The following is a 13,693-nucleotide window of genomic DNA, read 5'->3' as shown; positions in this document are numbered from 1 at the left end:
GACGGTGTCACGCGGTGGGCACGGAGGACGGCTTGTGGTTGCGGATGGCCAGGCGGACCTTGCCGTTGCAGGCGGCGGTCTCGTCCTCGCCGTAGCGGACCTCGGTGTTCAGGATCAGCAGCGGTCCGTTGCCGCCGTCCCGCTCTTGGGCGCCGGTGAGGTCGAGCTGGCCCCAGAAGTGACCTGTGGTGATGGCACGCCGGAAGCTGGAGCGGAAGTCGACCAGGAACATGTCCTGGAGCTGACGCTCCCAGTAGTCGTCCATGGTCCAGTCGCTCAGGGCGCGGACCAGCCCCTCTTTGACCGACTTGGCGACGATGAAGTAGTACATCTGGTTGAAGCAGATGTTGAACTCCACCGCGTTGAAGTGGCCGGTGTCGTCGATGTAGCAGGACTCGGGGATGTGGAACCGACCGCGGACGCTGACCTGTCCGCCCGCCTCACCCGGGTCGCCCTTGGCGAGGGTGGTGACCGAGGTCAGATAGCGACAGTGCGGCTTGTAGACCCGCAACACCCGTTCCAGCAGTGCCTCGTCGTTCGGGAACTCCACATGACCTCCTCAGCCGATACCGGGGTAGAACTCGAACTCGTCGTGCACGGTCACCCGGAAGGAGACCGTGGGTTCGGGCTTGACGGTGTGCAGGGCCCGGTGCACCAGCGCGCGGTTGTCCCAGATCAGCATGTCGCCCTTGTCGAACCGCTGAAGGTGGACGTTCTCGTGCTGGCAGGTGGGGTCGGACTGGCCGACCGCGTCGAACAGCTCCTCGAGCAGCCCCTCCCGCAGCGGGTTGCCGGACTCGTCCTCCAGCCCGCAGGTGATGGCCTGGCTGAGGTAGAGCACCGACTCGCCGGTCACCGGGTGGGTGAAGACGGTGGGGTGCCGGGAGGCCGGGGTCTCCTCCTCGATCTCCGCGAGGATCTCGACGATCGGGCGGTAGACGTCACTGGGCCGGATCTTGAAGTACCGGCGGACGCTGTTCTCGCTGCGGGTGTTCTTGATCTCGGTCTTGAGCTCCTCGGGCAGCTTCTCGTAGGCCCGCGCCATGTCGATGAAGTACGTGCCGCGGTTGTGCTCCGGGACCACCTGCGGGTAGATCAGCGTCAGCCCGAACGGCCGCGGCATGAACGAGTAGTCGTGGTGCCAGAACTTCCCGGTCTGCGGCACGCCGACCTGTTGTCCGTCCTCCTTCACATTGGAGGAGACGAAGATCTCCTTGTGCTCGGGGTGGTGGTACATCGGCTGGTAGTAGGTCTCCACCTCGCCCAGCCGCCGGCCGAACGCCACGTACTCGCCGGGCGTCAGGTGCTGGTTCTTCAGGACCACGATGCGGTGCCGGTAGACGAGCTGCTTGAGCGCCGTGAGATCCTCGGCGGGCGCGTTGAGTGCGTCGAGCTCGTCGACCGCCACGCCCATCCGGGCGCCTTCCTGTGGAATGGTGATCATCGGTCACCTTCATGGGGGTTCGGCAACAGAGTCGCCTTCAACCTAGGCAGCGCGTTGGTCACGATGACAGGACACCTGAAGCCTCTTAGGGGTCACCCTCACCAAGACAGGGGAGGTAGGGGTGGCCATCCCGGTACACCCCTACGGCATGTGTCGCAGGCAAGGGGGCGGCGAGCTGTACGCACGGCGGGCCCGGGGAAGGCCGGGCCGAACGCGCGGGCGGGCACACGACGGAGCGGGGCGTCGCCATGCGACGCCCCGCTCGGGGTTCCGGGCTCTGATTCCGTCGGCGCGGTGGGGCGCGGTCTACGCCGCGCGCCTCACTCGGCCACGTAGGTGCGGCGGCTCCACCGGAAGACCCGCAGCGTCCGGCCGGACCTCTCCAACCACTCCGCGGTGGGCGCGTAATGGTCGTAGTGGCTGCCACAGGGCAGCTTGAGGGTCTGTTCCAGGTCCTCCACACGCACTATCCACTCGTTCTCGACGGCGGGGTCCGCCGAGAGGGCCGCGGGGCCGCCGCGAAGCACCGCGTTGCCGTCTTCATGGACATGGGCCATGGTCGCCTCACTTCCTTAGCCGCCGGCTCCCACTGTGGCCAGCGTCGCTCAGGAGAGGCTCAACCGACGCCGTAGCGCCGGTGGAGTGACCGGTCAGCGCACCGCGACGGGCAGGATGCGACGCAGCGGATCGGCCGGCAGCCGGCCGTGCCGCTTCCACTCCCGCGGATAGCCCACGGAGACCTCCTGGAACCGCACCCCGTCCTCCACGGTCACCCGGGGGATGTGCAGATGTCCGTAGACCACCGTCTCCGCGTTGAAGCGCTGGTGCCAGTCGGCGGTGAGCTCGGTGCCGCACCACAGCGCGAAGTCGGGGTAGCGCAGCACCCGGGTGGGGAGCCGGGTGAGCGGCCAGTGGTTGATGAGCACGGTCGGCAGCTCGGGGTCGCGGGCGGCCAGCCGGGCCTCGGTCTCCGCCACCCGGGCCCGACACCAGGCGTCCCGGGTGGGGTACGGGTCCGGGTGCAGGAAGTGCTCGTCGGTGCAGACCACGCCGACCTCGTGGGCGTGGGCCAGCGCCGCCTCCTTGGTGGTGATGCCGTCCAGCCGGAAGGTGTAGTCGTAGAGCAGGAAGAGCGGGGCGATGGTGAGCGGACCGCCGTTGCCCTCCCAGACCGGGTACGGGTCCTCGGGCGTGACGATGCCCTTGGACCGGCACATCTCCACCAGGTGCTCGTAGCGGGCGACGCCGCGCAGCTCCAGCGGGTCCTTGGGGTGGGTCCACAGCTCGTGGTTGCCCGGCGTCCAGATCACCTTGGCGAACCGCTCGCTGAGCAGGCCCAGCGCCCACTCGATGTCGGCGAAGACCTCGCCGACATCGCCGGCGACGATCACCCAGTCGTCGTCGGAGCCCGGCCGCAGCCGCTCGACGATCGCCCGGTTCTCCTCGTAGGCCACGTGCAGGTCACTGATGGCGAGTAGTTCGCCCCGGTGCGTACCGCCCATTACTTCTCCTGTCGTACGGTGGCGATCATGGTGCGCTGACTCGCCAGTGCGGGCCGGTTGATCACATGACCGGCTCTGGCGCAAGCCTCGCAGATGTGGTGGACAAACTGCCCGCGTCCTTCGAACGCGGGGCGGACGGGCGAGTCCACACCCGGCCGCAGGCGGCGGGGTACCCCTCGGGCGACGTCCGGCTCGCGCGGTGGGGTGCGGTGCGGCACGGTGAGAGGGACCACCGAACCCTCGCACGGAACGCGGAGAGCGCCATGTCCCACCACACCTACCGGGTGACCGAGATCGTCGGCAGCTCCGAGCAAGGCGTCGACGACGCGATCCGCAACGGCCTGGCGCGGGCCGCCAAGACACTGCGCAACCTGGACTGGTTCGAGGTCGGTCAGATCCGCGGCCATCTGGTGGACGGGCAGATCGGCCACTACCAGGTGGGTCTGAAGGTCGGGTTCCGGCTGGAGGAGGCGGAGTCCTGAGCACCGCCCCCGCGATGCCGGGCGTGCGCCACCGCCCCCGGTATGCGGACGGCGTCCCGGGCGGCGGCCCACGGCCTCCACGGCCGGACCGCGCCGACGCATCGTCATATCCCCCGCCGCCCTCGCTGCCGCGCCCCTGACAACAGCAGCGTACGTGAGGCGCGTGCGGCACCACGAGTGATCTTCGTGACCCGCCCCGCCGCGGATGTGTCAGAACGCCGTGACGGGCGCGTCCCAGTCGATGCGGTGGCCGGTGAGCCAGTCGTCGGCGCCGCTCCCGCCGCGCTCCACCCGGCGCGGTGACAGCGCGTCCCGCAGCACACGCTGGACCGGACCCGACGCCACCTGCCGGGCCATGGCGGCGCTGGTGGCCACCGCCCGCTCCACCCGCTCGCGGCGCAACCGTTCGTACGCCGCCAACGCCCGCCGACGGTTCGGCAGATCGCGCAGGCAGCGGGCGAGTTGGACGCCGTCCTCGATGGCCATCGACGCACCCTGGGCGGCGTGGGGCGCGGCGGCGTGTGCGGCGTCCCCGATGATGACCATGGCGTCACGGGACCAGGTGGGCGTGGTGGCGAGGTCATAGGCGTTGCTGCCGACGACGGGGCCGTCGGTGGTGCGGACGAGGTCGGCGACCGGCGTGTCGTCGCCCGCGAAGAGCTCCACGACGCGGTCTTGCCACTGCCGCGGGGTCGCGGTCGCGAGCTCCTCCCGCGTCAGCTCCGCCCCGGGAGCGTTGGCGAACCACCAGAGCTCGCCGTCCGGTGCGCGGGTGCAGCCGAAGAAGGCGCGCTTCCCATAGATCATGGTGTACCCGTCGATCAGGTCGGCGGGGAGCGCGGGGTCGGTCGCGCGGCGGTAGCCGCAGACGGTGTTCTGGCCCGTGTAGCGGGGCCGGGGCGCGGCGGCGTCGATGGTCTTCCGCATGGCCGAGTGGATGCCGTCGGCCCCGATGAGCAGGTCTCCGCGGGCTCGTCCGCCGTCCGCGAAGGAGGCGACGGCGGACCCGTCGGGGCCTGTGTGGGCGGCCACGAAGCGCTTGCCGTACTCGATCCGTATGCCGCGGCGCGCCGCCTCGGCGCGCAGCACCCGGCACAGGGTGGCCCGTTTGAGCGTGCGGGGGCCCAGGGCGTCGTCGTCCGCCCCGACGTGCCGCCGCGCGCCGGCGCCTGGGTCCGGGTCCGGGGCCGGGTCCGGGGTACGGGTCGAGGCCGGCGGGGCGGGGGTCGGGGCCGAGCCCGCGAGGGGCCTGGTGCCGAGGCGCTTGCCGGTGGGGCTGACGAAGGTGACGGTCTCGGCGGGGAAGGAGGCGTCCCACACGGGTCGATGGGCGTCGACGGCCCGCAGCGCGGCCAGGCCGTTGGCGAAGACGAGCAGGAACGCGCCGGTGTCGTCGACCCCTTCGGTCTCGGGCCGCGCCTCGTAGACGACCGGGTCGAACCCGGCCTTGTGCAGCGCCAGCGCGGCCACCACGCCGGCGATGCCGCCACCGATGATCACGGGGTGGGGGGTCATGGGGGTGCTCCCAGCGGTCGGAACCGGTGATGTGCCGGTCGGGCGGGGCAGGGGCAGGGGCAGGGGCAGGACCAGCGCTATCAGGGGCGGGCGCGGGACGTCCAGACCGCCCGGGGCGGAATCAGGGGCTCGACGCGGGTCAGTCGGGGTCCGGCTCGACGTAGACGATGACCTGCTGGTGGCGCAGGACATGCCCGTGCCAGGCATAGCCGCGGCGGACGGTTTCCGCTATCGAGCCGATGGGACGGCCGTCGTCGGCGGGACGGACGCCGACGACGTGGTGGCGGGCCGGGTCGACGGGCCCCTCGTCGTGGACGTCGGCCACGTCGCAGGCGGACAGCAGCCGGGACAGCCGGCCGTCCAGCCAGCGCAGCGCGGCCGCGGCCTGGGCGGCGTCGGCGGGCGCGCCGCCCTCCTTGGTGAGTTCGGTGAGCCGGTCGGCTATGGCGAGCAGTTCCGACACCACCGGATGCGGGAGCTCCGCCTCCGCGCGCAGCATGCGCTGTTCGGCGCGCAGTTCGGCGGCCTCCGCGCGCAGCAGGGCGTTCTCCTCACGCAGTCGCGCGGAAAACCGTTTGAGCAGTGGATTCCATGCCATCGTCGTCTCCCCGTTGGCGATCCCCCTCGCGATCGCCGACGCCGCAGCCTCCGGGCGGAACAGAAGGTGGGGGATGCCCAGTGTGCCCGGACATACCCGACCCGTACAGCACATCGTCAGGGTCCCCCGCCACCGCTTCCGGCGGCCGCGCGGGATACGGTCGTGACACGGTCGGTCGGGTGGGCGGCGTCCACCCGACCGACCGTCAAGAACCTGTGACCTGAGGGGAAGGCCCATGACCAACCCGTTCGAGAACCCGGACGCGCTCTACCTCGTGCTCGTCAACGACGAGGGCCAGCACTCGCTGTGGCCCTCCTTCGCGGAGGTGCCGGAGGGCTGGACCGTGGCCCTCGGGGAGAGCAGCCGTCAGGAGTGCCTGGACCACATCGAGACGCAGTGGACCGACATGCGCCCCAAGAGCCTTGTCGCCGCGATGGACGGCGCGTCGTAGCACCCCACCGGGCCGGGCGCACGCCGTGGCGCGTCCACGGCGTGCGCCCGGTCGGGTGGTCGCTCCTTCGGCGAGCTAACCCGCCCGCGCGGGGGCCCGACCGCCCGCGCGGGGCGGCCAGACGGCCCGCGGGAGGGCCCGGCTCCCGCGCGAGTGCCCGGCCGCCCTTGGGCCCGACGGCCCGCGCGGGGCCCGGCTACGGCGCGCGAGGCCCTACGGCGCGCGACGCCGCCGGGACACGGACCGGGCCCGCCGCCCAGCCGCCCCACGGCGCGGGAGCCGGGCGGCGCGGGTCTCCAGTGGTCTCGGGCTTCGGGCGGCGCGGGAGCCGGGCGGCGTGCTCCCAGCAGGTGGTGCCCCAGCAGCAGGCCACCCGGCGGACGACGCGGCGCGCCAGCCTCCCGCGACCCTATGCCGAACGGCGCAGCAGGGCCGCAGCGATGGCGACCTGGGCCGGCTCCAGCGTCGTCCTGCCGTCCTCGACGTCCCACAGCGCGTTCTGCAGCACCCGGCCGAGGGTCCAGCCGGTGGCCCGCTGCCGGTCGAGGCCGACGGCCTCGGTCAGCAGGTCGAAGCGGCGGTGCACCGCCCGCTCCACGTCGCCCGTCGCCGTCACCTCGTCCCACCGGTTGTCCAACGCCGGCAGCAGCTCGAACCCGGGATCGCCTGCGAGCGGTTCGGGGTCGATGGCCAGCCAGGGCTCCCGCTCGCCGGCGAGGACGTTGTCGTAGTGCAGGTCCCAGTGCAGCAGGCGGTCGCCGGACTCGCCGATCAGTTCGGCCACGGCCGACGCGCAGGTCCGCACCAGGCGCCGTTCCGCGGGGTCACGCAGGGCGGGCACGGCCCGCGGGACCTCGTCGAGCATGGCGGCGGCGATGTCGGACAGCCGCCGCAGCCCGTCGGGGGCCGGTACCGAGGTCAGACGGGCCATCAGCGCGGCCAGGATCCGCATGGCGGCCTCGTCGTCGGCCACCGAGGACAGGGAACGGGACCCGTCCAGCCGTTCCAGCAGCTGGGCGCCGCTGGCCTCGTCGTGGTCGAGCAGGCGCACCATGCCCTCGCCCCGCCACGCCCGCAGCCCGACGGCGGCACCGGCGGTCTCCTCCCGGAGCTGCTGGAGCTTGAGCACGGCGGGAGTGCCGTCGGCCCGGAGCACCGGCAGGACGAGCGAGGCCATGCCGTACGCGGTCGGGCCGTCGAGCCGCAGCTCCCAGCGTTCGAGAAGGTCGGCTGCGAGCCGGGGCAGCGCGGCGACCCAGGCCCGCGCCTGGGGGTCGTGCGCGCCGTACGACGCCGCGAAGGCGTCGGGTACGTCGATGGTGGTCGACGTGTTCATGGAAAGGTCTCCTTCGTGTGACGCGGTTCGGTATGCGACGGACGAAGGAGTCACGGGGGTGCCCGGATGCCGGGCAGGCGTCAAAGCATGACCTCAGCCTAATCGAACGCGATCACGTCAAGAGGGTGAATTACAGGGCGTCCGCGCGGCGGCTCACGTCCCGCATGGCCGGCACCCCACCGCGCAGCCGGCACCATGGCTGACGACGCCCAGCAGCCCCACACCCGCGCGGCCGGCTCGCGACCACGTGGGCCGCCGCGCCCCGCGCGCCGTACGGGGCCGGGCAGGTCCGTACGGCGCGCGCCGGCGCGCCCCGCGCGTTCGACGCACGCGCGCACCCGGCCCCCTGCGCGTGGGCGGCGTACCTCCGCGTTCGGCGACCGCGCCCCACGCATGTGCGCGGACCGCGCACGGACGCGCCGAACCGCCGCGCCCGCGCGGCCGGCACAGCCCGCGCGGTCGGCGCCCCGCGCGTGGTCTCGGCGTCGGGCTCAGCGCACCTCCAGCGCGGCTGGCCCGCACCGCTGCCGACGCATACGGCGCGACCGGCACACGGGGACCACGCCCGGCGCGCCCCGCGTACCGCGTATCGCGCACCGCGCGGGGGCCGGTACTCCCGGACGGACGACGCCCTCGCGCGACCGGCGGCATGGACAGCGCGCCCCCGCCCCTCGCCGCACCCTCGGGACGCCCCACCCCGGGAGCACGGGCTGGCACCGCCGGTCCGGCACACGCGCGCTGAACGGGCACAGCCGTGCCGGGAAGCGCCCCACGCACGCCCGGCGGCAGGCCAGCACACCTCCCGCACGGCCGACGGCACACCCGCGCGGTCGGCACACCTCGGCCAATCGTCACGCGAGCCGACGCACACCCGTGGGACGCCGCGCTCTCGCGCGGTCGGGGGTTCGCCCTCGTCAGGTGGGGCAGCCGGTTACTTCAGCAGGCGTGACAGTCGTCGGTCGGCCAGGGGCTTGCCGCCGGTCTGGCAGGTGGGGCAGTACTGGAGCGTGGAGTCGCTGAAGGACACCTCGCGGATGGTGTCGCCGCAGACCGGGCAGGGTTGGCCGGTCCGGCCGTGCACCCGGAGGCCGGTCTTCTTCTCCGCCTTCAGCTCCCCCGCCGCCAGCCCGCGTGAGCGTTCGACGGCGTCCCGCAGGGTGGTGCCCATCGCCTCGTAGAGGGTTGCGGTCTCCTCCGCCGTGAGGTCGACGGCCAGGCGGTAGGGCGAGAGGCGAGCGGCGTGCAGGATCTCGTCGGAGTAGGCGTTCCCGATGCCCGCGATGACGGACTGGTCGCGCAACAGACCCTTGATCTGGTGCCGTTGGCCGCGCAGCAGGGCGGCGAAGGCGGCGTAGTCGAAGGCGGCGTCGAGCGGGTCGGGGCCCAGGCGGGCGACCCCGGGGACGTCCCGCGGGTCGCGGACGCAGTAGACGGCGAGCCCCTTCTTCGTGCCGGCCTCGGTGAGGTCGAAACCGGCTCCGGCCGCGCCCTCCCGCTCGACCAGCCGCACCCGCAGCGCCAGCGGTCCCCTGCCGGGGCGCGGCGGCTCCCGCGGGAGCTCGTCCCGCCAGCGCAGCCAGCCGGCGCGAGCGAGGTGCATCACCAGGTGGGGGCCGTCGCCGGTGGCGAGGTGCAGGAACTTTCCGTACCGCCCGGCGGCCGTGAGGGGGCGGCCCTCCAGCTCCGTCAGCGGCGGGTCGTACGTCTTGAGCACGCTGACCGCGACCGGGTACACCCGGGCGATCTCCCGGCCGACCGCGTGTTCGGCCAAGTACCCGGCGAGGGCCTCGACCTCGGGCAGCTCCGGCATGTGACCAGTGTGCCGCAGCGCCCCCACGTCCGCCCGGTCACCCGCACACCACGCCCCGGCTGCGCCGACGGCCGACGCTGACTACGGTGCGTGCATGGCCGACACCGCGCGGAGCGCGCAGGACGAGGCGGGTGGGCGGGGCGTACCGCGGTCCCGCCGCCGTCGGCACCGCGCGGCCGGTCGCCGCGCCCGGCGCGCGGGCCGCACATGCCCCCGATGCCGCGGGCCGCACGGCCTGCGACCCGCGCCACGCCGGGCGCCGACCGCCGGGCGTCGCGCGTCAGCCGCCGGGCGTCAGGTGGCAACCGCCGGGCGTCGGCCGCCGGCCGGTCGCGTCCGCCGCCGACCCCCGCCGGCGCCGGGGCCCGGATCCGGCCATGGTCCAGCGCGGTGCCTTCCCACGGCCTCCGGGCTGCTTCATCATCATCGGCCGTCAGCAGTCGGCGTCGGCGGAGAGGACAGACCATGGCCAGACTCCGAATGGGATCGGGCGTACTGCGCCAGAAACCGATCGACCACATCGAGGAGCCCGAGGGGGCCACGAGCGAGCGGCTGACCCGCGCCCTGGGGCTGTGGCAGCTCACCGCCATCGGTGTCGGCGGCATCATCGGCGCCGGCATCTTCACGCTGGCGGGCGCGGTCGCCAACGGCACGGCCGGGCCGGCGGTGCTCATCTCGTTCCTCATCGCCGGCGTGGCGAGCGCGGCGGCCGCCTTCAGCTACGCGGAGTTCGCCGGGCTCATCCCGAAGGCGGGCTCGGCCTACACCTATGGCTACGCGGTGCTCGGCGAGTTCGCGGGCTGGTTCATCGGCTGGGACCTGCTGCTGGAGTACACGGCGATCGTCGCGGTGGTCGCGATCGGCATCTCCGGCTACTTCTCGTTCCTGGTGGGCGAGATGGGCGCGGACCTGCCGGCCTGGATGCTGGGCGCGCCGGGCACCGGGCCGGGCCATCGGATCGACCTCTTCGCCGTGATCCTGTGCCTGTTCGTGGCGTACCTGCTCAACCTGGGCATCAAGAGCGCGGCCCGGTTCGAGATGGTCGTGGTGGTGTTGAAGGTGGCGGTGGTGCTGCTGGTCATCGTGATCGGCTTCTTCCACATCAACACCGACAACTACACGCCGTTCTTCCCCTATGGCATCGGCGGCGCGTTCACCGGCGCCGCGACCGTCTTCTTCGCGGTCTTCGGCTATGACGCGATGAGTACGGCGGCCGAGGAGTCCAAGGACGCGCAGCGGCACATGCCGAAGGCGATCCTGTACTCGCTGGGCATCTCGATGGTGCTGTACGTGCTGGCCTGTCTGGTGCTGACCGGCATGCAGAACTACACGGACATCGACCCGGAGAGCGGCTTCTCCAGCGCCTTCAAGGCGGTGGGGCTCAGCGGCGTCGCCGATGTGATCGCGGTGGGCGCGATCATCGGCATCCTCACCGTCATGTTCACCTTCATGCTGGGCGTCACCCGGGTCTGGTTCTCCATGAGCCGCGACGGTCTGCTGCCGCACTGGTTCGCCAAGACCCACCCGACCCGGCACGTGCCCACCCGGGTCACCTGGATCGTCGGCTTCGCCTCGGCGGGCATCGCCGGCTTCGTCAAGATCGGCGAGGCGGCGGAGCTCACCAACATCGGCATTCTGCTGGCCTTCGCGGTGGTCTGCGTCTCCGTCATCGTGCTGCGCTACCGACGGCCCGAGCTGCCGCGCCAGTTCTACTGCCCGTGGATGCCGCTGGTGCCCCTGGTCGGGGTCGCCTCCTCCATCTGGCTGATCACCTACCTGGACTGGCGGACCTGGGTGCGGTTCGCCATCTGGTTCGCCATCGGCGCGGTCATCTACTTCGCCTACGGCTACCGGAAGTCGGAGCTGGCCAAGGAGGAGGCGGAGGTGCGCCGCCGCGCGATCCCCGGCGGCGAACTGTAGCGCCGTGCCGGCCCGTCGACACGGCCGGCGGGCCACGCCTTTGGCGGACGTCGGCGGCTCCTCAGCGCTCCGGTCCGCGCACCGCCCCGGCCAGGTACGGGGCGGTGCGGCTCGCCGCGGCGCGGGCCACCACGGCGGGCGGGCCGCTCACGACGACGCGGCCGCCCTCGTCCCCGCCGCCGGGGCCGAGGTCGATGACCCAGTCGGCACCGGCGACCACCGCCATGTCGTGCTCGACCACCACCACGGAGTGGCCCGCGTCGACCAGACCGTGCAGCTGACGCAGCAGGAGCTCGGTGTCGGCCGGGTGCAGCCCGGTGGTGGGCTCGTCCAGCAGGTAGACGGTGTGGCCGCGCCGGGTGCGCTGGAGTTCGGTGGCGAGCTTGATGCGCTGCGCCTCGCCGCCGGACAGCTCGGTGGCGGGCTGGCCCAGCCGCAGATAGCCCAGCCCCACCTCGCGCAGGGCGCGCAGGCCGCGGGCGGCGGCCGGGACGTCGGCGAGGAAGTCGGCCGCGGCGTCGACCGTCATGCCCAGCACGTCGGCGATGGAGGCGCCCCGGTAGCCGACCTCGAGGGTCGCGGCGTTGTAGCGCGCGCCCCGGCAGTCCGCGCAGGGGGCGTAGGTGCCGGGCAGGAAGAGCAGCTCCACGGCGACGAAGCCCTCTCCCTGGCAGGTCTCGCAGCGGCCGCCGGCGACGTTGAAGGAGAACCGCCCGGCGTTGAAGCCCCGGGCGCGGGCCTCCTCGGTGCCGGCGAACAGCTTGCGCACGGCGTCGAAGAGGCCGGTGTAGGTGGCGAGGTTGGAGCGCGGGGTGCGGCCGATGGGCTTCTGGTCGACCCGTACCAGCCGGTCGACGGCGTCCAGGCCGCTGACGGCCCGCAGGTCGGCGAGGCCGGGGCGGGCGGCGGCGCCCGGCTGCTCCGGTTCCTCGGCCTCCGCTCCGGCCAGGCCCAGGTGTTCGGCGAGCGCCTCGGCGAGCACCTGCGAGATGAGGGTGGACTTGCCCGAGCCGGAGACCCCGGTGACGGCGGTGAACACACCCAGCGGCACCTCGGCGTCGACGTCGCGCAGATTGTGCCGGGTCACGCCGTGCAGCCGCAGCCAGCCAGCCGGGGTGCGGGGCTCGCGTACGGCCCCTTCCTCCCCGTCCGGGAAGACGTAGCGGCGGGTGGCCGAGGCCGCGACGTCCGCCAGGCCGGGGACGGGTCCGCTGTAGAGGATCTCGCCGCCGAGCTCGCCGGCGCGCGGGCCGACGTCGACGATCCAGTCGGCGCGCCGCACCACGTCCATGTGGTGCTCGACGACGAACAGCGAGTTCCCGGCGGCCTTGAGGCGGTCCAGGACGGTCAACAGGGCCGCGCTGTCGGCCGGGTGCAGCCCCGCCGAGGGCTCGTCCAGCACATAGACCACCCCGAACAGGCCGGAGCGCAACTGGGTGGCCAGCCGCAGGCGCTGGAGCTCGCCCGCGGAGAGGGTGGGCGTGGCGCGGTCCATGCTGAGGTAGCCGAGGCCCAGCTCGGTCAGCACCTCGATGCGCGCGACGAGGTCGTGGGCGAGCGTCGCCGCGGTCTCGTCGGCGCCGTCGACGGCGGGGGCGAGCACGCGCGCGAGCGCGGTCAGCGGCAGCGCGGCGAGCGCCGCGATGTCGTGTCCGGCGAAGGTCACGGCCAGCGCCTCGGCGCGCAGCCGCCGCCCCCGGCACACCGGGCAGGGCGCGCTCACCATGAACCGCCCCACCCGGGTGCGCAGCGTCTGACTCTTGGAGTCCGCGAAGGTGTGCAGCACATAGCGCCGGGCGCTCATGTAGGTGCCCTTGTAGGGGCGCTGGATGCGGTGGGCCTCGCGCTCGGGGTGGACGGTCACGACGGGCTGTTCGTCGGTGAAGAGGATCCACCGACGGTCCTCCGGCGGCAGGTCGCGCCAGGGGGCGTCGAGGTCGTACCCGAGCGCGCCGAGGATGTCGCGCAGGTTCTTGCCCTGCCAGGCGCCGGGCCAGGCGGCGATGGCGCCCTGGCGGATGCTCAACGACGGGTCGGGGACCAGGGACTCCTCGGTGACCTGGTGGATCGTGCCCAGCCCGTGGCACTCGGGGCAGGCGCCGGCCGCGGTGTTCGGCGAGAAGGCGTCGGAGTCCAGCCGGCCGGTGCTGTCCGGCGGGTAGGTGCCGGCCCGCGAGAACAGCATCCGCAGCGAGTTCGACAGGGTGGTGACGGTGCCGACGGAGGAACGCGAGGTGGGCGCGGAGCGCCGCTGCTCCAGCGCCACCGCCGGCGGCAGCCCGGTGACCTCCGCCACCTTCGGTGCCTCGGTCTGGTGGATCAGCCGGCGGGCGTACGGCGAGACGGACTCCAGATAGCGCCGCTGCGCCTCCGCGTAGAGGGTGCCGAAGGCCAGCGAGGACTTCCCGGAGCCCGACACGCCGGTGAAGACGACGAGCGCGTCGCGCGGAACGTCCACGTCGACGGAGCGCAGATTGTGCACGCGGGCACCGCGGACGCGGACGAACGGGTCATGAGGTGCGTGAGGTGCCATTCTGGCGATCCTAAGTGATCGGAAGGGCGCCTCGGCGAGCGCGGTGGAGCGTCTCGGCGAGCGTGGTCGATCACCTCGGCGAGGGTGATGGATCGCCCCGGT

The 13,693-nt window shown here is 73.0% G+C and carries 12 protein-coding genes; 3 read left to right on the top strand and 9 right to left on the bottom strand.

Annotation, left to right across the window (positions count from 1 at the left end; all coding sequences use genetic code 11):
- Nucleotides 1–7: 7 nt before the first annotated feature.
- The 4 genes from CD790_RS27060 to CD790_RS27045 form a co-directional block, all read right to left on the bottom strand.
- The gene (locus tag CD790_RS27060; protein ID WP_144385971.1) at nt 8–550 is read right to left on the bottom strand and encodes an FcoT family thioesterase; all 543 of its coding nucleotides are present in this window, start codon (nt 548–550) and stop codon (nt 8–10) included.
- Nucleotides 551–559: 9 nt separating this feature from the next.
- Nucleotides 560–1,444, bottom strand: coding sequence for a TauD/TfdA dioxygenase family protein (locus tag CD790_RS27055; protein ID WP_399218284.1), 885 nt, complete (start codon nt 1,442–1,444; stop codon nt 560–562).
- Between the two features lie 320 nt (nt 1,445–1,764).
- On the bottom strand, nt 1,765–2,001 hold the full coding sequence (locus tag CD790_RS27050) for a DUF5988 family protein (RefSeq protein WP_144385970.1): 237 nt from the start codon (nt 1,999–2,001) through the stop codon (nt 1,765–1,767).
- 93 nt (nt 2,002–2,094) lie between these two features.
- Nucleotides 2,095–2,946, bottom strand: a complete 852-nt coding sequence (locus CD790_RS27045) for a metallophosphoesterase (RefSeq protein WP_144385969.1) — start codon at nt 2,944–2,946, stop codon at nt 2,095–2,097.
- 263 nt (nt 2,947–3,209) lie between these two features.
- Between CD790_RS27045 and CD790_RS27040 the strand changes: the two genes are divergently transcribed.
- Nucleotides 3,210–3,428, top strand: a complete 219-nt coding sequence (locus CD790_RS27040) for a dodecin (RefSeq protein ID WP_144385968.1) — start codon at nt 3,210–3,212, stop codon at nt 3,426–3,428.
- 210 nt (nt 3,429–3,638) lie between these two features.
- On the opposite strand, the gene CD790_RS27035 is transcribed toward CD790_RS27040, so the two are convergent.
- On the bottom strand, nt 3,639–4,943 hold the full coding sequence (locus CD790_RS27035) for an FAD-dependent monooxygenase (RefSeq protein ID WP_144385967.1): 1,305 nt from the start codon (nt 4,941–4,943) through the stop codon (nt 3,639–3,641).
- Between the two features lie 139 nt (nt 4,944–5,082).
- The gene (grpE, locus tag CD790_RS27030) at nt 5,083–5,541 is read right to left on the bottom strand and encodes a nucleotide exchange factor GrpE (RefSeq protein ID WP_186319260.1); all 459 of its coding nucleotides are present in this window, start codon (nt 5,539–5,541) and stop codon (nt 5,083–5,085) included.
- A gap of 235 nt (nt 5,542–5,776) precedes the next feature.
- Here grpE and CD790_RS27025 point away from each other — a divergent pair, with 235 nt between their 5' ends.
- Nucleotides 5,777–5,992 carry an MbtH family protein gene (locus tag CD790_RS27025; protein WP_144385965.1) on the top strand — a complete coding sequence of 72 codons (216 nt, stop codon included), beginning with the start codon at nt 5,777–5,779 and terminating at the stop codon, nt 5,990–5,992.
- Between the two features lie 409 nt (nt 5,993–6,401).
- Here the strand turns inward: CD790_RS27025 and CD790_RS27020 are convergent, their stop codons facing one another.
- The gene (locus CD790_RS27020; RefSeq protein ID WP_144385964.1) at nt 6,402–7,328 is read right to left on the bottom strand and encodes an aminoglycoside phosphotransferase family protein; all 927 of its coding nucleotides are present in this window, start codon (nt 7,326–7,328) and stop codon (nt 6,402–6,404) included.
- A gap of 931 nt (nt 7,329–8,259) precedes the next feature.
- Nucleotides 8,260–9,138 (bottom strand): Fpg/Nei family DNA glycosylase, encoded by an 879-nt coding sequence (locus CD790_RS27015; protein WP_144385963.1) that lies wholly within the window; start codon nt 9,136–9,138, stop codon nt 8,260–8,262.
- A gap of 465 nt (nt 9,139–9,603) precedes the next feature.
- On the opposite strand from CD790_RS27015, the gene CD790_RS27010 reads away from it, so the two are divergent.
- Nucleotides 9,604–11,058: an amino acid permease gene (locus CD790_RS27010; RefSeq protein ID WP_144385962.1), complete on the top strand. Its 1,455-nt coding sequence runs from the start codon at nt 9,604–9,606 to the stop codon at nt 11,056–11,058.
- A 61-nt stretch (nt 11,059–11,119) separates the two neighbouring features.
- On the opposite strand, the gene CD790_RS27005 is transcribed toward CD790_RS27010, so the two are convergent.
- Nucleotides 11,120–13,591, bottom strand: coding sequence for an excinuclease ABC subunit UvrA (locus tag CD790_RS27005; RefSeq protein WP_144385961.1), 2,472 nt, complete (start codon nt 13,589–13,591; stop codon nt 11,120–11,122).
- Nucleotides 13,592–13,693 lie beyond the last annotated feature (102 nt).

This window comes from Streptomyces sp. SAJ15 (genome assembly GCF_007595705.1).
Taxonomy (GTDB): Bacteria; Actinomycetota; Actinomycetes; order Streptomycetales; family Streptomycetaceae; genus Streptomyces.
The sequence above is the reverse complement of the archived record's forward strand: the minus strand, read 5'-3'. Positions and strand labels throughout refer to the sequence as shown.

Coding starts and splice junctions, on each gene's coding strand:
- CD790_RS27055 (WP_399218284.1), bottom strand. CDS start 1,444: ATGATCACCATTCCACAGGAAGGCGCCCGGATGGGCGTGGCGGTCGAC.
- CD790_RS27050 (WP_144385970.1), bottom strand. CDS start 2,001: ATGGCCCATGTCCATGAAGACGGCAACGCGGTGCTTCGCGGCGGCCCC.
- CD790_RS27045 (WP_144385969.1), bottom strand. CDS start 2,946: ATGGGCGGTACGCACCGGGGCGAACTACTCGCCATCAGTGACCTGCAC.
- CD790_RS27040 (WP_144385968.1), top strand. CDS start 3,210: ATGTCCCACCACACCTACCGGGTGACCGAGATCGTCGGCAGCTCCGAG.
- CD790_RS27035 (WP_144385967.1), bottom strand. CDS start 4,943: ATGACCCCCCACCCCGTGATCATCGGTGGCGGCATCGCCGGCGTGGTG.
- grpE (WP_186319260.1), bottom strand. CDS start 5,541: ATGGCATGGAATCCACTGCTCAAACGGTTTTCCGCGCGACTGCGTGAG.
- CD790_RS27025 (WP_144385965.1), top strand. CDS start 5,777: ATGACCAACCCGTTCGAGAACCCGGACGCGCTCTACCTCGTGCTCGTC.
- CD790_RS27020 (WP_144385964.1), bottom strand. CDS start 7,328: ATGAACACGTCGACCACCATCGACGTACCCGACGCCTTCGCGGCGTCG.
- CD790_RS27015 (WP_144385963.1), bottom strand. CDS start 9,138: ATGCCGGAGCTGCCCGAGGTCGAGGCCCTCGCCGGGTACTTGGCCGAA.
- CD790_RS27010 (WP_144385962.1), top strand. CDS start 9,604: ATGGCCAGACTCCGAATGGGATCGGGCGTACTGCGCCAGAAACCGATC.
- CD790_RS27005 (WP_144385961.1), bottom strand. CDS start 13,591: ATGGCACCTCACGCACCTCATGACCCGTTCGTCCGCGTCCGCGGTGCC.